Below are 20,496 nucleotides of genomic sequence, written 5' to 3'. Positions count from 1 at the left end.
TCGCTCTCCGGCCCGAAATGCGGTGCGTACAGTGGTCTTAGAAGTTCACCGTGCCGCCAAGCGAGATCGCGTCGACGTCTTCATCGGCTTCGGTGCGCGTGTAATCGGCGCGCAGGCCAAAGCCGCCACCGAGGCGCCAACCGACGCCCGCGCCGTACGAGAAGCCGCCGTCATCGACGGACGTTCCGCCGATATCGATCTGCTGATAGCCGGCGCGGCCGAGAACTTCGAAACCAGACGTGCCGACTGGCAACACGCCGACGGCGTACGCGCCGTAAGCGCTATCGAGCTCAGCGCCAGCGTCGTCATCGACGCCCAACGTGCCCTCGCCTTCAATCGCGAAGTTCGGATTGACGCGATAGCCCAAGCGACCCGTTACACCGCCGACTTCTGCGTCATCCGCGTCGTATTGGGTGTAGGCTGCGCCCGCGTACCATTCTGCGTGCGCAACGGCCGGCAAGGCCATCATCGACGCCGCTGCGACCGCGGCCATTAGTGCAAATTTCTTCATGCTCGCTGCTCCTTTGCTGAGCGGCCCCCGCATGCCGTTGACCGGGAGCGAACAATCGGAATGGGGCATGGTTTCGCCGGGAACTGCCATTTCCCGAATGAAATGAGGGGGCGTGACCCATATGCCACTTAATCCCCAGATGGGCGCGGCCCGCTGCCGTTTACCTCTCGGATACCAAACCCCTATTGGGTGTAAGCCCACAGCCCAAGCATTGATGAACTGGCGCGAAGCGCCTTAAAGCGGACCTCATGGCGCAAACACAGAAGAAATCTGGCGGCGGCCCCGACGACCTTTGGGGCTCAGAATTGTTCGGCGGCAGCGAGGCCCCGCCCGCAGCGGCCGGCGGCTATACCGCTAAGGACATCGAAGTCCTCGAGGGGCTTGAGCCAGTTCGAAAACGCCCGGGTATGTATATCGGCGGCGTCGATGAACGCGCGCTGCATCACCTCTTCGCCGAAGTGCTCGATAACTCGATGGACGAAGCGGTCGCGGGGTTCGCGGATCGTATTGAAGTTGAGTTGGAAGCCGATGGCACATTGCGCGTGACGGATAACGGGCGCGGCATGCCTGTCGATCCGCACCCGAAGTTTCCCAAGAAGTCCGCGCTTGAGATCATCATGACCGTGCTGCACGCGGGCGGCAAATTTTCCGGCAAGGTCTATCACACGTCGGGCGGCCTGCACGGCGTTGGCGTTTCGGTGGTGAACGCGCTTTCGGATAAGGTTGAAGTTGAAGTTGCGCGCGAGCGTAAGCTTTATCGCCAGACCTTTTCGCGCGGCACGCCGACATCGAAGCTGGTTGAGGTTGGTCCCGCACACAATCGGCGCGGCACCACCGTGCGTTTCCATCCGGATGCGGAAATCTTCGGCAAGGGCGCGGCCTTCAAGCCGGCGCGTCTCTTCCAGATGGCGCGCTCGAAGGCGTATCTGCAGCGTGGCACGCAAATCCGTTGGAAGTGCGCGCCCGAACTGATCAAGGACGACACGCCGGCCGAGACGATCCTGCACTTCCCGAATGGCTTGGCGGACTTTTTGGCCGAGCTGACGAAATCGAAGCGCGCCGTTGTGAACGAGGCGTTCTCGGGGCGTACGGATAAGGACAGCCCGCACGGTCGCGTCGAATGGGCGATTACGTGGGTGAGCGACGGCTTCGGCGAAGCCGACGGCTTCATCCGCTCCTACTGCAACACCGTCTACACGCCCGACGGCGGTTTCCACGAAGCCGGCTTCCGCGCTGCGATCACCAAGGGCCTGCGCGCTTACGCTGAACTGCGCAACAACAAGAAAGCCGGCCTCATCACGCAGGAAGACGTGATGAACACGGGCGCGGGCCTTGTCTCCGTCTTCATTCGCGAGCCGCAATTCGAGGGCCAAACCAAAGGACGCCTCGTTTCCACGGAAGCGGCGAAGATCGTTGAGCAAGCGGTGCGCGATCCGTTCGATCACTGGCTGGCGGCGAACACGCAAGACGCCAATCGCTTGATCGAATGGGCGATCCAGCAAGCTGAAGACCGCATGCGCCGGCGCAAGGAGAAGGAAGTCTCCCGCCAAAGTGCTACGCGTAAGCTGCGCCTGCCCGGCAAGCTCGCCGATTGCTCGCGCGCGGGTGAAAAGGACACCGAGATCTTCCTGGTCGAAGGTGACTCGGCCGGCGGTTCGGCCAAGCAAGCGCGCAATCGCGAGACGCAAGCGATCCTGCCGTTGCGCGGCAAGATTCTGAACGTCGCCTCCGCGGGCGCCGAGAAGATGAGCGGCAACCAGGAGCTGGCCGATCTGGCGCTGGCGCTCGGCGTGCAGATGGGCGCCAAATTCAAGGTCGATGATCTGCGTTACGAGCGCATTGTCATTATGACCGACGCCGACGTGGACGGCGCGCACATCGCCTCGCTGCTGATTACGTTCTTCCACAAGCAAATGCCGGCGCTCATTCGCGAAGGGCGGCTCTATCTGGCGATGCCGCCGCTCTATCGCGTGACGGCCAGCAAAGAGAGCATCTATGCGCGCGACGACGCGCATAAAGAAGCGCTGCTCAATGGCGAGTTCAAAGGCCGCAAGGTCGAGATCAGCCGCTTCAAAGGCCTCGGCGAAATGATGCCGGCGGATCTGAAAGATACGACCATGAACCCGGAAACGCGCACGCTCGCGCGCGTGATCCTGGACGAAAACGGCCTGCCGGATTTCGAGAATTTGGTCGAAACGCTAATGGGCAAAAAGGCTGAGAAGCGCTTCGATTATATCCAAGCGAACGCGAAGTTCGTGGCGGAAGAGATCGACGTCTGACGCCCGACCGGTGGCCTAGCACCTGTGGAAATGTTGACTTCTAAGTCAAATAGATCCATCTCCCGACTGTCCGTTGTGCGCGCCTCTAGGGCGTGCTCGCCCTAGCTCGACGCCCCCGCCTGATCCGCAGGCGATGCCGGCCGAAAGCGCCAATTGGAAATGGCCCCTGCTCTTTCGCTTCGCAAGCGTAAGACGCCGGCGCCCTTAGTGAGATTGAATGAATTCTGAAAATACCGCGCCCGTAAGCGCAGAAGCTGAAGCACAAGCCCCTTCTATCACCTTCGATGATCTCGGCCTTTCGGCCGAGACGCTGCGCGCGGTGAAGGAAGGCGGCTACAACACGCCGACGCCGATCCAGGCGGCGGCCATACCCGAAGTGCTGAAAGGTCGCGATGTACTCGGCATCGCCCAGACCGGCACCGGCAAGACCGCCAGCTTCACGCTGCCGATGATCGACATTCTGGCCTCTGGCCGTTCGCGCGCACGCATGCCGCGCACGTTGATCTTGGAGCCGACGCGCGAACTCGCAGCCCAGGTGGCCGAGAGCTTCGACAAATACGGCAAATATCAAAAGCTGACGAAGGCGCTGCTGATTGGCGGCGTGTCGTTCGGCGATCAGGACGCCCTGCTCGCGCGCGGCGTCGATGTGCTGATCGCCACGCCCGGCCGGCTGCTCGACCATTTCGAGCGCGGCAAGCTCTTGCTGACTGGCGTGCAAGTGATGGTGGTCGATGAAGCCGACCGCATGCTCGACATGGGCTTCATCCCGGACATCGAGCGCATCTTCAAACTGACGCCTTTCACGCGGCAGACGCTGTTCTTCTCGGCGACGATGCCGCCGGAAATCACGCGCATCACCGAAGCCTTCCTCTCCAACCCGAAGCGTATCGAAGCGTCGCGTCCGGCGACAACGGCTAACACGATCACGCAGCGCGTCGTCATGTTGCCGGGCAACGATCCGCGTACGCGCCGCGCCGCTTTGCGCGCCGTGATCAATTCGGTGGAAGTGAAGAACGGGATCATCTTTTGCAATCGCAAGACCGATGTGGACGTGGTCGCGCTCTCGCTGAAGCGCCACGGCTATGATGCCGCGCCGATTCACGGCGATCTGGATCAAAGCTTGCGCACCAAGACGCTGGATCGTTTCCGGTCGGGCGATCTGAAAATTCTGGTGGCGTCGGATGTCGCTGCGCGCGGCCTCGACGTGCCGGACGTCAGCCACGTGTTCAATTACGAGCCGCCGCGCAGCCCTGACGATTACGTCCACCGCATCGGCCGTACTGGCCGCGCTGGCCGCCAAGGCGCTTCGTTCACGCTCGTTGGCCCCGGCGACAAGAAGAGCCTCGATCTGATCGAAAAGCTCACCGGCAAGGAAATCGAGAAAGCGCAGATCGAAGGTATGCCGGAAGCGGCGATCGGCGATCCGAGCGATCGCGGCGGCCGCGGTCGTCGCGCCGAGGAATTGAAGAAAGAGCATTCGAAGCGTCTGTCGGAGAAAAAGCAGCGTTTCGTGAAGCGCGACGCTGAGCGGCCGACGGCTTCGATGGAGCCCATCGAGCAAAGCGAAGCGTCGGCGCCGCCCGAGCGTAGCGAACGCAAACCGCGCAACGAGCCGCGTGGCGAAAAGCGTGCAGCTGCGCCACCGCGTCGCGAACAAGAGCGCCGCCCGCCCCGCGAAGAGCGTGGCGGCGACGTCCAAGGCTTCGGCGATAATCTGCCGGCGTTTTTGAAGAAGAAATAAGAAAAGCGCGGACCGTGAGGCCCGCGCTTTTTGCTTGTTGGTGGCGTTACGCCTTGATCCGCCCTTCGACCTGCTTTTTGAACGTCGCGCCATAGGGCGGACGCATCATGGCGAGCAGTTCGCCGGAGATTTGGCGATAGACCGCCTTCTCGTGGCTGAACTCCAAGAAGCCGCGATGGCCGTGGTAAGCGCCCATGCCTGATGGGCCGACACCGCCGAACGGCAAATCCTGCATCGTTACGTGGAAGATCACGTCATTGATGGTGACGCCGCCCGAGTGCGTGTTGTTGAGCAGCGCTTCGCTCTCGGTCGCGTCCTCGCCGAAATAATAGAGCGCCAGCGGACGCGGACGCGCGTTGATTTCGGCAATGGCGTCGTCGAGCCCGGCATAGGTGCGGACGGGCAGCACCGGGCCGAAGATTTCTTCCTGCATCACGTTCATCTCGTCGGTGGCGCCGAGAATGAGCGTGGGCGGGATTTTGCGGTGCTCTTGCTGCGTGAAATCCTCACCGGCCGGATTGATCTCGACGATCTCGGCGCCTTTGGCTTTCGCGTCCTCGATCAGCCCACGCACACGGTCGTAATGGCGCTGATTGATCATGGACGTGTAGTCCGCATTGTCCTTGATGCTCGGATACATCTTGGCGACGGCGCGCTTTGTCTCGTCTACGAAACCGGCGACGCTTTCGCTGGGGGCGATCACGTAGTCGGGCGCCAGGCAGATTTGGCCGGCGTTCATGGTCTTGCCGGTCATTACGCGCGCGGCCGTCTTGGCGAGGTCAGCGCTACGCCCGATCACGACTGGCGACTTGCCGCCGAGTTCGAGCGTTACTGGGACAAGGTTTTCGGCCGCAGCGCGCATGACGTGCTTGGCCACCGACGTTGCGCCGGTGAAAATCAGATGGTCGAACGGCAGGCTGGAAAACGCCGCCCCTACTTCGGCGCCGCCGACGATCACCGCGATTTCGTCTTCATCGAAATAAAGATCGAGCGTGCGCGCCATCAGCGCGGATGTGACGGGCGTGAACTCGGACGGCTTCAGCATGACGCGATTGCCCGCCGCGAACGCGCCGGCGATGGCGTCGAATGAAAGCTGCACTGGGAAGTTCCAGGGCGAGATGATGCCGACGACGCCCTTCGGCTGGTAACGCACTTCGGCCTTGGCGCCGAACAGAGCAAGCGCGGACGGCGTCACTTTGCGTTTTTGCGTCTTCATCCACTTTTCGAGACTGTCGCGCGCTTCCTTTAGGGGGCCGATGGCGCCGGCGATGTCGGTCAGCCGCGTCATATCGCGCGAGCGATTGCCGAAATCGGCGTTCATTGCCTCGACGAAATCATTCTGATGCGTGATCAGAAGATCAATACAACGCGTCAGGCGATCCTTTCGTAGACGCGCGTCAGGCGGCCCTTTGCTGATCACGAGCCGCTTTTGCAGCTCAAGCACGGCCTGCATCCGCGCTTTGCTTTCCTCAATGGACGGATCGACTGGCTTATTCACGCGAACCTCCCGGACAACTTTCCGACCACTTTACCGGTACGCCGTTGCGTAAGGGCAATTACCAATTTTAACAAAACACACGGCGGCGTTTACCACTCGCTCATACCCTGCCTCGTAGCGTCCCACAGTGACAGCAGATTCTCGGAACGGCCCGCGTGACTGACCAAAGCATATTGATGCAAGGGCCCGGAGGCCAAGCTGTCGCCCAAGAGACGCTCGATCTTATGCGTCTGCATGGCGTGCCGGCTACCGGTCAAAATTACGAGGTTTGGCTGGGCTATCGCCTGGGCGCTAATCGTCAGCTGCGCGAAGCAATTGATGCGCGCATCGCCTCCGGCGAGGGATTCAACCCCGAATTCAATACCGATATTCACGATCGCTTTTTCACCGGCGCCGGCGCCTCGGCGCAGATCGTTTTGGCTGGCGAGAAGATCGCGCGCGATCTCAACCAGGTCGTCGATTTCCTGAAGCAGTCCGAGGAAAAGAGCGGCGATTATGGGCGCACGCTTGAAACCGCTGCGAGCGATCTGACGCGCGGGCTTGGGCCAGAACAAGTGCGCCAATTGGTGTCGAGCCTAGCGGCCGCCACGGTCGATATGGCCAACCACAACAAGATTCTGACTGATCAATTGCAGCGGTCGTCGCGCGAGATCGACACGCTGCGCACGAGCCTGGAATCGGTGCGCGTTGAATCGCTGACCGACAGCCTCACCGGCCTCGCCAACCGCCGCATGTTCGATGAGACGCTGCGGATGCGTTTGGAAGAAGCGCGCGCGCAACGCACCGAGCTTTGCCTGCTGCTCTGCGATATCGACCATTTCAAGCGCTTCAACGACACGTGGGGCCACCACACGGGCGACCAGATCCTACGCTTCCTCGCCAGCGCGCTGCAGGCGCATGCGCGCCCCGACTTCCTCGTGGCGCGTCATGGCGGCGAAGAATTCGCGGTGGTGATGCCGCGCGTGAGCCCGCGTGTCGCCGCGCAAACCGCCGAAGCCTTGCGCGCAGCCATCCAAGCCAAGCGTTTACGCCGTCGCTCGACCAATGAAGACCTGGGGCAAGTGACGGTGTCGCTGGGCATCGCACGCTTGCAGCCGGGCGATACGCCGCAAGGCTTGATTGAGCGCGCTGACGCGTGCCTCTACGCCTCCAAGCGCAATGGCCGCAATCAGGTCACCACAGACGCGACGCCCGTCCTTTACGTTGCGTAGCGCTTTTCAAGCCGAGATTAGCCACTAGCATCGCCTCCAAACGAGGAGGAATGCGATGGCGTACGCCCAGGTCAAATACGCGCTCGAAGGCAGCGTTGCAGTCATCACGCTGAATGATCCCGCGACTTTGAACGCCGCGAGCACAGCGTTGGTGTCGGAGCTTGCGGAAGCGGTGAAGCAGGCCGAAGGCGAAGCACGCGCTGTCGTGCTCACGGGCGAAGGCCGTGGCTTTTCGTCGGGCGCGAAACTCGGCGGCGATCGCCCGCCGGTCGGCGACGATGGCAAGATCGACATCGGGATGGCGCTGACCGACGTCTATAACCCCTTCATGACGCAGCTACGCAATTTGCCGATGCCGTTGGTGACGGCGGTGAATGGTGCAGCGGCTGGCGTTGGCTGCTCAATCGCCTTGATGGGCGACATGATCCTCGCGGGCGAAAGCGCCTATTTCCTGCAAGCCTTCCGCCGCATCGGGCTCGTGCCCGATGGCGGCGCCACCTATCAGCTCCCACGCATGATTGGGCGTGCGCGCGCGATGGAGATGATGTTGCTGGGCGAGAAATTGCCCGCGGCGAAAGCGCTCGAATGGGGCTTGATCAATCGCGTGCTGCCGGATGCTGAGCTAGTGCCTGCGGCGCTCAAGCTGGCAACGGAGCTTGCCGAGGGGCCGACCAAGACGCTGGCGGCGATCCGCAAGCTTGCCTGGCAATCTCTTGACCAGGATTGGGAAGAACAATTAGCGGCGGAGCGCTGGGCGCAACGCGATATGGGTCGCAACAGCGATTTCACCGAAGGTGTGACCGCGTTCCTGCAAAAGCGACCGGCGAAATTCACCGGCTCCTAGGCGTTCCGCTTCTTCTTCGGTTTGGCTTTGGCCGTCGCCTTTGACTTGGCGGCGGCCAATGCTTTTGCGGCCCATTCGGACGCAAGTTCTGGATCATCGAGCGCCGCCTCGGGCAAACGCCAATAGCTCATCTCGACGCTTTCGCCCGCGCGTGAGCCCTTGTTCGGCGTCCAGACGAACGGACCACTGCCCTCTTCCGCGAGCGCGGCTTTGAGAGCGGCATCGGTCTTGATGTAGATCGTGTCGTCGGCGAGCAGCGCAAACATGAGGCCACCAACGTAAACGCCAGCGCCGCCAAACATGCGCTTGATCTGGACTTCGCCCAAGCCAGCGAACAGCTCCCGCACGAAATCGTTGAAGCTGGCGCTCATCGGCGCTTAAGCTTCTTCCGTCGCCGGCACGATCGTGACGCTCTCCCCGCAGCCACAGGCGTCGGTCTGGTTCGGATTGCGGAAGACGAATTTTGAGGCGAGCCGCGTCGTCTCGTAATCGATCACAGAGCCCAGCAGAAAGAGCACAGCGTCGGCCTTCACAAGAATGCGCACGCCTTTGTCTTCAACAAGCTCGTCGAATTGCTCAGGCGCTTCGGCGTAGTCGAGTTTGTATTCCATGCCGGCGCAACCGCCATTGACGACGCCGACACGCAGATACGGCTTATCGCCTTTGGCGATGATCTCTTGCACGCGCGTCGCTGCGGCGTCGGTCAGAGTTACGATCTTGGGGCGGGGTCTGCGGCTCATCGGATCACAACATATTCAGTTCGAGTTTGGCTTCGTCGCTCATGCGCGCGGGCGTCCACGGCGGATCGAACACAAGGTTCACGCGCGCCGATTTCACACCAGCAACTTTGCGCGCCGCCGACTCTACCCAGCCCGGCATTTCCCCAGCGACCGGGCAGCCCGGCGCGGTCAGCGTCATCTCGATATCGACATGCGCGTCGTCGTTGATATCGACTTTGTAGATCAGGCCGAGCTCGTAAATGTCGACCGGGATTTCCGGGTCGAACACGGTTTTGAACTGCGCCACCAGATCATCGGTGATGCGGTCCAATTCTGCCTGCGGCAGCGCCGTGGTGGAGGTTTCGCCGTCCATCGTCCTAACCCAGAAGCTTGCGCGCTTTGTGCAGCGCTCCGATTAACGCATCGACCTCTTCGAGCCGATTGTAGCATGCAAAACTCGCCCGCGCGGTCGCGGTGACGCCAAGACGCTTCATGAGCGGCTGCGCGCAATGGTGGCCAGCGCGCACCGCAACACCCTGGCGGTCGAGGATCTGCGCCACATCATGTGGGTGCGCGCCCTCGACGGAAAAAGCCACTATGGCGCCTTTGTCAGCCGCCGAGCCGTGCAATTTTATCCAATTGAGTTCCCGTAGGCCCGCCATCGCGCGGTCGCGGAGTGCGGCCTCGTGCGCTTCGATGGCGGCGCGGTCTTGCGCTTCCCACCATTCGATCGCCGCTTTCAGGCCAATGGCTTCAAGGATCGGCGGCGTGCCGGCTTCGAAGCGATGTGGCGGCTCGTTGTAGGTGATGCGGCCCTGCTCAACGATATCGATCATCTCGCCCCCACCCTCGAACGGCGGCAGCGCTTCGAGCCGCTCTATCTTGCCGTAGAGCGCGCCGATGCCGGTGGGGCCATAAAGTTTGTGGCCGGTGAACGCGTAAAAATCGACGTCGAGCGCTTGCACATCGACGCTTCCGTGCACGACCGCTTGGCAGCCATCGAGCAGCACCGGCGCGCCCTTGGCGCGCGCGACGCGGACAATGTCCGCCGCTGGCGTCTTGGCGCCGAGCACGTTCGACATATGGGTGATCGCGACCATCTTGGTGCGCGGGCCGATCAGCGCGTCGAGTGCGGCCAGATCGATGCCGCCGTCGTTGTCGATATCGAGCCATTTGAGCACCGCGCCTTTGCGCTCGCGCAGGAAATGCCACGGCACGATGTTGGCGTGGTGCTCCATGACGGAGACGATGATCTCATCGCCGGCTTCGATATCTAGCCCAGCGGCGACGATGTTGATCGCATGCGTGCCGCTCTTGGTGAAGACGATGTTCTGCGGGCTCGGCGCATTGAGCAGGCGCGCGATCGCCGCGCGCGCTGCTTCGAACGCTTCCGTGGTTTCGTTGGCGAGCGCGTGCAAGCCGCGATGAACGTTGGCGTACGAACCGCGCATAGCGGCCGCCATCGCTTCAATCACCGCTTCCGGCTTCTGCGCGCTGGCGGCGTTGTCGAGATAGACGAGCGGCCGGCCGTTTATTTCCCGAGCGAGGATCGGGAATTCGGCACGGATTGCGTCAATGTTGAACGGGCGTTTGATCATTGGTGCGTTCATGTAGCGCCTCCAGCGAGCCAGGCGCGGATGCGATCGACCAATTCGTTGTGCAACTCTTCCGGCAACCCGGTTGGAATCGCTTCCACCAGAAAACTCTCAATCAACAGCGCGCGCGCTTCCATTTCGGGCACGCCGCGCGAGCGCATGTAGAAGAGCGCACGTTCATCGAGGCCGCCAGCGGTGTTGCCATGCGCGCATTGCACGTCGTCGGCATGGATCATGAGTTCCGGCTTGGCGAAGATCTCTGCGCCCTCTTGCAGCAACATGCCGTGATGATACTGGCGCGCGTCCGTCTTCTGCGCGCCCTTGGCGACGACAATCTTGCCCTGAAACACGCCGCGTCCGCCTTTGTGCGCGACGCCTTTGATCAGCTGGCGCGTTTCGCAATTGGCCACGTGGTGATTGATGATTGAGGTAAGATCGGCGTGACGACCAGCGCCCGTCATATAGACGCCATTCAGTTCGACATGAGCGCTCTCGCCTTCGACGTCGACGTGCGTCTCAAGCCGAGCGAGTTTCCCGCCTTCGGCGAGTATGAACTGGCGCAAGGTCGCGCGTTTCGCCAACCGCACGCGCGCAATGGCAAGCGGTGTCGCTGCGCCCGATTGGATCAAGACGCGGGTCAATGTCGCGCCTTCCGATACCGAGAACTCGAAGGCCCGTGCGTCGAGATGGCTGGCGTCGTCCATGCGTTCAACGACCAGCCGTTCTTCGCCGGCAGGCACGTCGAGGCGCTGCGTTCCTGGCGCCAATTGCTCGATGATGTCGCGGCCTTCGCGCAGCACGAGTTGTTGGTGGCCCAGCGCCGCGCGCAGGTCGGAATATTTCCACGCCTCAACGCGGCGCGTGGGGAGCAGCGCAGCCACGCTCACGCCGCTGCCTTCAGATATTTGTCGTAGCCTTCGCGCTCCAATGTGAGCGCCAGCTCCGGGCCGCCGCTGTCGACGATGCGGCCGCGTGCGAGCACGTGGACGCGATCGGGTTTGATGTAGTCGAGCAGGCGCTGATAGTGCGTGATCACAAGCAAGCCGCGATCGGGCGCGCGCAGTGCGTTCACATTCTCCGAGACGATGCGCAGCGCATCGATGTCGAGGCCGGAATCGGTTTCATCCAGAATGGCAAAGCGCGGCTGCAGCACCGCCATTTGCAGCGCCTCGAAGCGCTTCTTTTCGCCGCCGGAAAAGCCGACATTCAGCGGCCGCTTGAGCATCTCCTGGTCGATCTTCAACGCCTCGGCCTTCGCGCGCATCAGCTTCAGCAGCTCCGGCGCAGGCATTGGGTCGAGACCCTTGGCCTTGCGCTGCGCGTTGAGCGCGGCCTTAAGGAACGCGATCACCGAGAGGCCGGGGATTTCGACTGGATACTGGAACGAGAGGAAGAGACCGGCCGCGGCGCGTTCTTCCGGCTCCAACGCGAGCAAGTCCGCACCGTCCAGCGTGGCCGTGCCGCTCTTCACCTCGTAGCCATCGCGGCCAGAGAGCGCGTAAGCGAGCGTGGATTTGCCGGCGCCGTTCGGGCCCATGATGGCGTGCGTTTGCCCGGCCGGGACGCTCAGCGTGAGCCCCTTAATGATCTCGGCGCCGCCGACATCGACGTGCAGATCTTTCACTTCAAACACGCGTCTTCTCTCTTTTGTAGTCTTCGACCGTATGAATGCGATCCGCGTTCGCTTGCGATACGAGGATGAACCAGCCGCCGCCGACGATGGCCAGAACGGCAAAGATGGCCACGCCATGCGGGAATTCATCGCGCATCGCGAAATAGGCAAAGAAACCTGCGCCGAGGAGCATCACCCCGACGAAGATGAGGCTGCACATCCAGCCTTTCCAGTGCACCGGCGCGAGACCAGAGCGTGGATTGCCGATCGGAAAGCGGCGGGCAAACCAATATTGTTTGGCTTTGGCCTTCGTCATTGCGCAAACACCTGAGCGGCCGGTTCGGCGCAGAATTTGGCTTCGGCCTCGGCGGCGCCGAGATTGATGCGGGCAATGCCGGGCGCATCGAGCAGCGAGCAGGTCGAGCGGATTTGGCCGCCGGCAAGCTCTTCGCCCTCCACATTGACGCTGGCCAGCATATGCAAGCCATCCGCGTCGAGTTGGTAGAAGGCGACGTTCCAGGCGGCAGCGCTCGAACGCGCGGGCACGGCGACGTAGCCGTCGGCGGTGTTGGCGATTTCGACGCCGCTGATCTCGCCGACGCGGCGATAGGCGCCAGCGTCGCCGTTAAAGATCCAGACGCCGCTCGCCGTATTCACGTTGCCGCGTTCACGGGCGAGCAAGATGTCGCCGCGACCGTCGCCGTCCACGTCCTGCACGCTCGGCGGCAGATATTGGGAGACGTCGCTTTCCAGCATGGTTTGCAGCACGGCGCCGTTCTCGCCGAGCACATCGACGGACACTGCGCCACCTGCCGCGCCTGCGGTGACTGGCGAGTAGCGCACGAGCAATGTCTCATCGTTGGCCACGATGGTGCAGCTCTGCTCCACGTATTCGCCGGTGAATTCAAGATCGGCGCAGGCTTGCGTCGTCTCCACTGGCGCATTCTGCGCACAGGCGGCGAGAGCGATCGTCAGGACCAGTGCGCGCATCATTCGCACAGCTCCTTACTCCATTGATTGGCGTGTGAGCCACGGCGGCACATCCAGCGGCGATAGGCGTTGGTCGGGAACCAGCCTTCTGGCTCGCGGCGAAACTCGACGCGGACGTGGCCGGCGGCGACGGAATCCTCCGGGATATTGTCGCGCACGATATCGACGACTGCGATGTCGCCCTCCTCGCGGATGGTGAGGCTGACGGACGCTTCGCCTTCCAGCGCTTCGCCGGATACCAGGTCGTGGATGGAATCCATGATCGTTGGCGCACCGAAGACACCGACTTCGCTCGGCTCGATAGCAACGAAATCTTCAGGCGGCGCGGCGACCAACAGTGGATCGACTGGTTCGAGTTCGACGCTCTGATCAGCATCGTTTTCAGCATCAAGGATCGGTGCGCTGGAGCCGGTTTCATAGCCAGCCTCATCTTGTGTCGGCTGACCGCACGCGGCGAGCGCCAGCACACACAGCGCCAAAGCCAAATCACGCACCCGCATCAGCCCACGCTCCCCTCAAGGCTCACTTCCAGCAGCTTCTGTGCCTCAACCGCGAATTCCATCGGCAGCTTTTGCAGCACATCGCGGACGAAACCGTTCACGAGCAGCGCGACAGCCTCCTCCTCCGGAATACCGCGCGCGCGGAGGTAGAAGAGCTGATCGTCCGAGAGTTTCGTCGTCGTCGCTTCGTGCTCGAATTGCGCGTCGGGCGTGCGCGTCTCGACATAGGGCACCGTGTGCGCGGCGCATTGATCGCCGATCAGCAGCGAGTCGCATTGCGTGAAATTGCGCGCGCCTTTGGCTTTGGCGTGTGCGCTGACAAGCCCGCGATAGGCGTTGGACGAGCGCCCGGCGCTGATACCTTTGGAGATGATGCGCGAGCGCGTGTTCCGGCCTAGGTGCACCATCTTGGTGCCGGTGTCGGCTTGTTGGCGGCCGTTGGTAACGGCAATCGAATAGAACTCGCCGACGCTGTCGTCGCCGCGCAGAATGCAGCTTGGATATTTCCAGGTGATCGCGGAGCCAGTCTCCACTTGCGTCCAGCTGATCTTGGAGCGTGGGCCGCGGCAATCGCCACGCTTGGTGACGAAATTGTAGATGCCGCCTTTGCCGTCTGAATCGCCCGGCCACCAATTCTGTACGGTGGAATATTTGATCTCGGCGTCGTCCATCGCGACGAGTTCGACCACGGCGGCGTGCAGCTGGTTTTCATCGCGCATCGGTGCGGTGCAGCCTTCAAGATACGAGACGTAAGCGCCCTTGTCGGCGATGATCAGCGTGCGCTCGAACTGGCCAGTGCCTTCCGCGTTCATGCGGAAATAGGTGCTGAGCTCCATCGGGCAGCGCACACCGGGCGGCACATAGACGAACGAGCCGTCGGAGAAGACGGCGCTGTTCAAGGTGGCGAAGAAATTGTCGGTCGTCGGCACCACCGAGCCCAGATACTTCTTAACCAGTTCCGGATGCTCGCGCACCGCTTCGCTCATCGGGCAGAAGATGACGCCAGCCTTGGCAAGTTCATCTTTGAAGGTGGTGACCACGGAGACGCTGTCGAATACGGCGTCCACGGCCACGCGCGGCGCGCCTTCGACACCGAGGAGCACCTCGGCTTCCTTCAACGGAATGCCGAGTTTCTTGTAGGTCTCGAGAATTTCGGGATCGATGTCGTCGAGGCTCTTGTATTTCGCGCCGCTTTTCGGCGCCGCGTAATAGCGCGCGGCTTGGTAGTCGATTGGCGGATAATTTACGAGCGCCCAGTTCGGCTCTTCCATCGTTTGCCAACGCTGGAAGGCTTCGAGGCGCCATTGCAGCATCCAGTCCGGCTCGGCTTTCTTGGCCGAGATGTAGCGGACGATCTCTTCGTTAAGGCCGGGCGGCGCGAGTTCCTGCTCAAGCTCAGTGACAAAGCCGTGCTTGTATTTCTCGGATTCGAGTGCGCGCGCGGCTTCGACCGTACCCTTGTCGATGCTTTCCTTCACAGCACTCATCACGCCGCTCCCTTGAGCGCGCGACGGGCGGCGATCTTATTTAGCGCATGCAGCGCTTCGTCCACGTCGGTTTCCTTTGATTCATGGCCGAAGCTGACGCGCAGCGCGGCTTTGGCGAGATCGGGCGGCGCACCCATCGCCGCAAGCACGCGGCTGGAGCGCACTTTGCCGGAGGAGCATGCAGCGCCAGAGCTGATCGCGATGCCTTCCAGATCCATGGCGATAACTGCGGTTTCGGCAGCCAAACCTGGCAAAGCGAAATTGGAGGTGTTCGGCAAACGCGGCGCGCTCTTGCCGAAGATCACGGCGTCGGTCGGCAAGCCAGCTTCAAAACGATCGCGCATGGCGGCGAGGCGCGGCGCTTCACTCGCGCGTTCGCGCTCGGCCCATTCAACGGCGACGCCGAAGCCGACGAGTGCTGCGCTGTTTTCCGTACCAGGACGACGACCACGCTCCTGCCCACCGCCAAAGCGCGTGGTGACGAACGGCGCGCCCGGCGCAAGCACAAGCGCGCCGGCGCCGGTGGGTCCGCCGAGCTTGTGACTAGAGATCACGAGATAGGTGGCGTCGAGATCGGCGATGCTGAGGGGAATGCGGCCCAGACCCTGGGCGGCGTCCACCAACAGAAGCGCACCGTGTTCGCGTGCGAGTGTTGCGATCTTGGCGATCGGCTGAATCACGCCGGTTTCATTGTTCGCGAGTTGGATCGCGAGCAACGTGGGCTTCGGCGCATCGGCCAAGAGCGTCGCGAACGCGTCGAGATCGATGACGCCATTTACGTTCACGGGTGCGATACATTGAGTTTGCAATGCGCGCGTCGCGTGCTCGAAGACGGCATCGTGCTCAACGGCCGAGATGATCAGCGCAGCTGCGCCGGCGCTAGTCAGCGCCAAGTGTAGGGCGTCCGTGGCGCCCGACGTGAACACGACATTCTCGGCACGCGCTTCAACCGCGTTCGCAATCTTCTCGCGCGCATCTTCCACCAGCGCCTTTGCGCGGCGGCCGAAGCTGTGCACCGATGACGGATTGCCGCCCTGCGCCAACGCGCGCGACATCGCGACCGCCGCTTCAGCGCGCACAGGCGCACCGGCGTTGTAATCGCAATAGATCGGCGTCTTCGTCATCATGGCTATTCCGCGGCCACGCGTGCGTCGCCGTCGAAGCGTTGCTCCAACACGTCCGCCAACGTCACCGCGGCGAGGAAGTGTTGAATGCGCGCGCCCATCTCGGCCCATAGGCCGTGCGCGATGCAGCGGCCCTGCCGACCGAGGCAGCTTTTTGTCGAAGCTTCGTCGCAGCGCGTGGCTTTGATCGGTTCGTTCACCGCCTCGATGATCGCCGCGACCGTCGTTTCATTGGCGGCCTTGGCCAAGCGATAGCCGCCGCCCGGACCGCGCACGCCGGACACCAAGCCAGCCTTGCGCATGCGCGCGAACAATTGCTCAAGGTAGGAGAGCGAAATCTCTTGGCGGCGCGCCACTTCCTGCAGCGGCACGGCGCGGTCGGAGCCGCCGTGAAGCGCCAGATCGGCCATCGCCATGACCGCGTACCGACCTTTTGAGGTTAAACGCATAGCAATCCCTTCCCGCGCCCTCGCACGTCCCCAAATTCATGTGCTAGAAGGCGCCCCCTTGCGGGGTCGGACCCAAGATGTGCTTCCGGGTCCTTGTCCTAGTGCATAGCTAGGATACCTGAGTATTTTGGTCAAGAATTTGCCGCTGATTCCGTTGGGGTCTGCAGGCTGGGGTCGTGAATGCCAGAAGTGATTTTCCCGGGCGCCGCAGGGCGTGTTGAAGGCCGCTACCAGGAACCCCCGAAGGAAGGCGCGCCGATCGCGCTCATCCTACACGGCCACCCCCGCGCCGGCGGTTCGATGCAGGATCGGGTTACCGTCCAGCTCTATAAGCTCTTTGCCGATAAGGGCTTTGGCGTTCTGCGCTTCAATTTCCGCGGCATTGGCCGTTCGCAGGGCGTGTTCGACAACGGCATGGGCGAGCTTTCCGACGCCGCCTCCGCGCTCGATTATCTGCAGAGCATGAATCCCAACGCCGAGCAGTGCTGGGTGGGCGGCTATTCGTTTGGCGCGTGGATCGGTCTGCAATTGTTGATGCGCCGGCCGGAGATCGACGGCTTCATCGCGGTCGCGCCGCCGGCGAACCATTACGACCTCTCATTCCTCGCGCCCTGCCCGGCGTCGGGCGTCATGATTTACGGCACGCGCGACAGCGTCACGACGGCGCCGGATATGGAGCGCGTGATCAGCCGCATCCGTACGCAGAAGAACATCAAGGTCGACGCCGCGATCGTTGAAGGCGCCGACCACTTCTTCCGTGGGCGCGAGCCGGGCCAGGATCACTTGGCCGACGTCGAGAAGCACGCGCGCGAATATCTCGAACGCCGCTTGGCTGGGCCGCCACGGCCGCCGAGCTCAAAGCGATAAAAGCAAAAGCGCGGGCCTTTCGGACCCGCGCTTTTCATTTGTGCCTTAGGCGCTCGCTCTATTCCGAACGCAAGAACGCCGGACGCGGGCCGTTGGAGAAACCCTCCGGGCCGGCTTGCTCACCGCCATTGTCAGCGCGCGGTTCGCGCGGCTGGCGCTCGCGGCGCGGCGGACGTTCGCTACGTTCTTGGCGTTCGGCGCGCTCTGGACGCTCGCCGCCTTCGCTGCGCTCTGAACGCATTTCGCCGCCATCCTCGCGTGGTTCACGAGGCTCGCGCGGTTCGCGGGCTTCACGCGGCTCGCGGCCTTCGTGGTGCTCGCCGCCGCCTTCACCGCCTTCAGAGCGGAAGCGGTTGCGACGGTTGCGATTGTTGCGGCCACGACGGAAGTCGCCGTCTCCGCCGCGCTCGCCACTGCGATCACCCCGATCGAAGTGTTGCTGGCGTTCGCCTTGCGGGAAGTCTGCGTCTGGCTGTTCGCCGCCGCCCTCAGCTGCGTGAGCTTCGCCCTCGCCGCCGGCTTCACCGCCGTCTTCATCGCTTTCGTAATCGTTCTCGAAGCGATCGTTGTTCACTTGCTGCACCGGCACCGCGGGCTGCATCTGGCGCACAAGCCGGAAATAGTGATCGGCGTGCTGCATATAATTTTCGCTGAGCACGCGGTCGCCCGAAGACGCCGCGTCACGCGCAAGCTGTAAATAGCGCTCCAGGATCAAAGACGCGTTGCCACGCACCTTTCCGCCCTCGGGGCCGTTGCTCTCCATCGACCGATTGGGATGGAAATTTCCGCCACCACCGCCGCCGCCGTGGTGATGACCGCCGCCGGGTTTACGACCGCGGCCTCGCTGACGCTTCATCAAAAGTGCACCATCGTTATTGTGGTCCGTTGTTATCGCTGTCGGCGCCTGGCTCCATGAGCCTGCGCCCGCCTGTGTCGCTATTCGCCTAGCTTTGGGTATCTCGCCCGGCGATCGCGCCGCGTCCTTTTCTGACCTCTTGCTGAGGAAGCTGCGGCGTCTGCGCGCCTGCCTGAAATCGCTACCGGTTCAGCCCCCTGAACCCCGCTGGCAATCGATTCCGAGAGCAAACGTAATGCCTGATCCGGAACGTTCCAAGGCCTTTTTCAGTGTCTGCCTCTCATGCCGCACGTTTGCCCGCGACAACGCGCGGGATGCCGGCAAGGTCCAGACGGGGTGTGCTTGTGGTTAAGCCTTGCGCCTCGGCCAGGGCGCGGACCGCCTCCGCCTGCCCTTTCCCCACCTCGAAGGCGAACGCGCCGGTGGGGGCCAGGAGGCGCGGCAGGTCGGCGATGATACGGCGGTACGGGTCGAGCCCGTCCGGCCCGCCATCGAGCGCCAGGCGGGGCTCCCACTTGGCCACCTCGGGATCGAGGCCTTCGATGTCGGCGCTAGGGATATAGGGCGGGTTGGAGAGGATCAGGTCGAACGGGCCTTCGAGGCCCTCGCTCCAATCGCCGCTTTGTATGGTCGCGCGATCGCTGAGTCCGAGACGCTGGGCGTTGGCGCGGGCGACCGCGAGTGCAGCCTCGCTGGTGTCGATTCCGATCCCGGTGGATTCCGGGCGCTCGGAAAGCACAGACAGCAAGATGGCGCCTGAGCCGACGCCGAGATCAAGGATGCGCGCCGGCCAACCTTTCGGCAGCGTCTCCATCGCCACTTCGACGAGATGCTCAGTTTCAGGCCGTGGCGAGAGCACGTCGGCATTGACGGTGAAATCAAGCGTCCAGAAGCCCTTGTGGCCAAGGATATGCCCGATTGGCTCGCGTGCTTCGCGCCGACGCACCAGCGCTTCGACGGCGGCGGCTTGCGCGGCGCTCACCGGCCGGCGCGGATCGGTGACGATATCAACACGACCGACGCCAGCGCCTGCTTCGAGCAACAAACGCGCATCGATGACGGGCGAATCTACGCCGGCCGCTTCAAGGCGACGGCGCGCGTCGGTCCAGAGTGAGACCAGCGTTTCGCTCATTCGTCGCCCTCCAGCGCTGCGAGCTTCTGCGCCTGATGCTCGGCGGCGAGCGCATCGAGAATGGGATCAAGCGCGCCTTCGATCACTTCGGGCAAATTGTAGAGCGTCAGATTGATCCGATGGTCGGTCACACGGCCTTGCGGAAAATTGTAGGTGCGGATGCGCTCAGAGCGATCGCCCGAACCGATTTGGCCTTTGCGTTCGGCCGCACGCGTGGCGTCGCGCATTTCACGTTCGCGGTCGTAGAGTTTCGTTTTCAACATCATCATGCCCTGCGCGCGGTTTTGATGCTGCGACTTCAATTGGCTGATGACGACGATGCCTGTGGGCAAGTGCGTGATGCGGACGGCGGAATCGGTTTTGTTCACGTGCTGACCGCCAGCGCCCGACGAGCGCATCGTATCGATGCGAAGGTCTTTATCGTCGATGACGATATCGATGTCGCCCTCTGGCTGCGGCAACACGGCGACGGTCGCGGCTGAGGTGTGGATGCGCCCGCCGGCTTCGGTTTCCGGCACGCGCTGCACACGATGCACACCGCTCTCAAAGCGCAAACGGCCGAATACGCCTTTGCCGGTGACGCTGGCGACGGCTTCTTTCACGCCGCCAATACCGGTGTCGGAAATGTCCTCAAGCTCGAAGCGCCAACCACGGCGGCTGGCGTAGCGCTGATACATGCGCAGCAAATCGCCGGCGAAGAGCGCGGCTTCTTCGCCGCCCGTGCCGGCGCGAATCTCGAGCACGGCGGAGGCGCTTTCGTCCTTGTCCTTCGGCGCGAGCAGAAGCAGCGCCGCGCGCTCCAGCTCCGGCAACGCTTCGCGCACGGCGTTGAGCTCTTCAGCCACGACGTCGGCGAGATCACCGCCGTCCTTGGCCATCTCTTCAAGGTCGGCAAATTCCTTGCGCTTGGCCTTCACGGCCGCGATAGCTTCGATCAGCGGCTTGAGCTCGGCGTGTTCTTGGCCCAGCTTGACGATCTCGGCGCCGTCGGTGGCAGCACCTAGACGCGCCTCGATACGCTCGAAGCGGTCGACCGCCTGATCGAGGCGGCGTTCCAAACGCGCATAATCAGACATTGAAC

22 protein-coding genes are annotated in these 20,496 nt (G+C 62.7%); 5 read left to right on the top strand and 17 right to left on the bottom strand.

Going from position 1 to position 20,496, the window contains the following annotated elements; all coding sequences use genetic code 11:
- Positions 1 to 37: 37 nt before the first annotated feature.
- Positions 38 to 511 carry an outer membrane beta-barrel protein gene (locus EPJ54_RS02570; protein ID WP_167755538.1) on the bottom strand — a complete coding sequence of 158 codons (474 nt, stop codon included), beginning with the start codon at positions 509 to 511 and terminating at the stop codon, positions 38 to 40.
- 248 nt (positions 512 to 759) lie between these two features.
- Between EPJ54_RS02570 and parE the strand changes: the two genes are divergently transcribed.
- Positions 760 to 2,790, top strand: a complete 2,031-nt coding sequence (gene parE, locus EPJ54_RS02565) for a DNA topoisomerase IV subunit B (protein ID WP_135210100.1) — start codon at positions 760 to 762, stop codon at positions 2,788 to 2,790.
- A 217-nt stretch (positions 2,791 to 3,007) separates the two neighbouring features.
- Entirely contained in the window at positions 3,008 to 4,531 is a 1,524-nt protein-coding gene (locus tag EPJ54_RS02560; RefSeq protein ID WP_135210099.1) for a DEAD/DEAH box helicase, read from the top strand.
- Positions 4,532 to 4,577: 46 nt separating this feature from the next.
- On the opposite strand, the gene EPJ54_RS02555 is transcribed toward EPJ54_RS02560, so the two are convergent.
- Positions 4,578 to 6,029 (bottom strand): coniferyl aldehyde dehydrogenase, encoded by a 1,452-nt coding sequence (locus EPJ54_RS02555; RefSeq protein ID WP_135210098.1) that lies wholly within the window; start codon positions 6,027 to 6,029, stop codon positions 4,578 to 4,580.
- Between the two features lie 176 nt (positions 6,030 to 6,205).
- Here EPJ54_RS02555 and EPJ54_RS02550 point away from each other — a divergent pair, with 176 nt between their 5' ends.
- Positions 6,206 to 7,240, top strand: a complete 1,035-nt coding sequence (locus EPJ54_RS02550) for a GGDEF domain-containing protein (protein WP_135210097.1) — start codon at positions 6,206 to 6,208, stop codon at positions 7,238 to 7,240.
- 55 nt (positions 7,241 to 7,295) lie between these two features.
- A complete protein-coding gene (locus EPJ54_RS02545; protein ID WP_135210096.1) occupies positions 7,296 to 8,084 on the top strand; it encodes an enoyl-CoA hydratase/isomerase in 789 nt (262 codons plus the stop codon).
- Here EPJ54_RS02545 and EPJ54_RS02540 read toward each other — a convergent pair.
- From EPJ54_RS02540 to EPJ54_RS02485, 12 genes are read right to left on the bottom strand one after another with little or no spacing between them, the layout of a single operon-like run.
- Positions 8,081 to 8,455, bottom strand: a complete 375-nt coding sequence (locus EPJ54_RS02540) for a TfoX/Sxy family protein (protein ID WP_135210095.1) — start codon at positions 8,453 to 8,455, stop codon at positions 8,081 to 8,083. The two genes, EPJ54_RS02545 and EPJ54_RS02540, sit on opposite strands and share 4 nt — an antisense overlap.
- Positions 8,456 to 8,461: 6 nt before the next feature.
- Positions 8,462 to 8,824: a HesB/IscA family protein gene (locus EPJ54_RS02535; RefSeq protein WP_135210094.1), complete on the bottom strand. Its 363-nt coding sequence runs from the start codon at positions 8,822 to 8,824 to the stop codon at positions 8,462 to 8,464.
- 4 nt (positions 8,825 to 8,828) lie between these two features.
- A complete protein-coding gene (locus EPJ54_RS02530; protein ID WP_135210093.1) occupies positions 8,829 to 9,176 on the bottom strand; it encodes an SUF system Fe-S cluster assembly protein in 348 nt (115 codons plus the stop codon).
- A gap of 4 nt (positions 9,177 to 9,180) precedes the next feature.
- Positions 9,181 to 10,413 (bottom strand): aminotransferase class V-fold PLP-dependent enzyme, encoded by a 1,233-nt coding sequence (locus EPJ54_RS02525; protein ID WP_239590728.1) that lies wholly within the window; start codon positions 10,411 to 10,413, stop codon positions 9,181 to 9,183.
- Entirely contained in the window at positions 10,410 to 11,285 is an 876-nt protein-coding gene (locus tag EPJ54_RS02520) for a SufB/SufD family protein (protein WP_135210092.1), read from the bottom strand. Before EPJ54_RS02520 ends, EPJ54_RS02525 begins: the two co-directional genes overlap by 4 nt.
- Complete coding sequence (sufC, locus tag EPJ54_RS02515) at positions 11,282 to 12,031, bottom strand: Fe-S cluster assembly ATPase SufC (protein WP_135210091.1); 750 nt, start codon at positions 12,029 to 12,031, stop codon at positions 11,282 to 11,284. Before sufC ends, EPJ54_RS02520 begins: the two co-directional genes overlap by 4 nt.
- Positions 12,024 to 12,326 (bottom strand): hypothetical protein, encoded by a 303-nt coding sequence (locus EPJ54_RS02510; protein ID WP_135210090.1) that lies wholly within the window; start codon positions 12,324 to 12,326, stop codon positions 12,024 to 12,026. Before EPJ54_RS02510 ends, sufC begins: the two co-directional genes overlap by 8 nt.
- Positions 12,323 to 13,003, bottom strand: a complete 681-nt coding sequence (locus tag EPJ54_RS02505; protein ID WP_135210089.1) for an FG-GAP repeat domain-containing protein — start codon at positions 13,001 to 13,003, stop codon at positions 12,323 to 12,325. The genes EPJ54_RS02510 and EPJ54_RS02505 overlap by 4 nt, the downstream gene beginning before the upstream one ends.
- On the bottom strand, positions 13,000 to 13,500 hold the full coding sequence (locus tag EPJ54_RS02500; RefSeq protein ID WP_135210088.1) for a hypothetical protein: 501 nt from the start codon (positions 13,498 to 13,500) through the stop codon (positions 13,000 to 13,002). Before EPJ54_RS02500 ends, EPJ54_RS02505 begins: the two co-directional genes overlap by 4 nt.
- Entirely contained in the window at positions 13,500 to 14,987 is a 1,488-nt protein-coding gene (gene sufB, locus EPJ54_RS02495) for a Fe-S cluster assembly protein SufB (protein ID WP_135210087.1), read from the bottom strand. The genes EPJ54_RS02500 and sufB overlap by 1 nt, the downstream gene beginning before the upstream one ends.
- On the bottom strand, positions 14,987 to 16,114 hold the full coding sequence (locus EPJ54_RS02490) for a cysteine desulfurase family protein (protein ID WP_239590727.1): 1,128 nt from the start codon (positions 16,112 to 16,114) through the stop codon (positions 14,987 to 14,989). The genes sufB and EPJ54_RS02490 overlap by 1 nt, the downstream gene beginning before the upstream one ends.
- A gap of 2 nt (positions 16,115 to 16,116) precedes the next feature.
- The gene (locus tag EPJ54_RS02485; RefSeq protein ID WP_135210086.1) at positions 16,117 to 16,560 is read right to left on the bottom strand and encodes an Rrf2 family transcriptional regulator; all 444 of its coding nucleotides are present in this window, start codon (positions 16,558 to 16,560) and stop codon (positions 16,117 to 16,119) included.
- Between the two features lie 180 nt (positions 16,561 to 16,740).
- Between EPJ54_RS02485 and EPJ54_RS02480 the strand changes: the two genes are divergently transcribed.
- Complete coding sequence (locus tag EPJ54_RS02480) at positions 16,741 to 17,427, top strand: alpha/beta hydrolase (protein WP_135210085.1); 687 nt, start codon at positions 16,741 to 16,743, stop codon at positions 17,425 to 17,427.
- 58 nt (positions 17,428 to 17,485) lie between these two features.
- On the opposite strand, the gene EPJ54_RS02475 is transcribed toward EPJ54_RS02480, so the two are convergent.
- The 3 genes from EPJ54_RS02475 to prfA form a co-directional block, all read right to left on the bottom strand.
- Positions 17,486 to 18,283, bottom strand: a complete 798-nt coding sequence (locus EPJ54_RS02475) for a DUF4167 domain-containing protein (RefSeq protein ID WP_135210084.1) — start codon at positions 18,281 to 18,283, stop codon at positions 17,486 to 17,488.
- 280 nt (positions 18,284 to 18,563) lie between these two features.
- The gene (gene prmC, locus EPJ54_RS02470) at positions 18,564 to 19,415 is read right to left on the bottom strand and encodes a peptide chain release factor N(5)-glutamine methyltransferase (protein ID WP_135210083.1); all 852 of its coding nucleotides are present in this window, start codon (positions 19,413 to 19,415) and stop codon (positions 18,564 to 18,566) included.
- Positions 19,412 to 20,491 carry a peptide chain release factor 1 gene (gene prfA / locus EPJ54_RS02465; RefSeq protein WP_135210082.1) on the bottom strand — a complete coding sequence of 360 codons (1,080 nt, stop codon included), beginning with the start codon at positions 20,489 to 20,491 and terminating at the stop codon, positions 19,412 to 19,414. The genes prmC and prfA overlap by 4 nt, the downstream gene beginning before the upstream one ends.
- Positions 20,492 to 20,496 lie beyond the last annotated feature (5 nt).

Source organism: Vitreimonas flagellata (assembly GCF_004634425.1).
Lineage (GTDB): Bacteria > Pseudomonadota > Alphaproteobacteria > Caulobacterales > Aquidulcibacteraceae > Vitreimonas > Vitreimonas flagellata.
The sequence above is the reverse complement of the archived record's forward strand: the minus strand, read 5'-3'. Positions and strand labels throughout refer to the sequence as shown.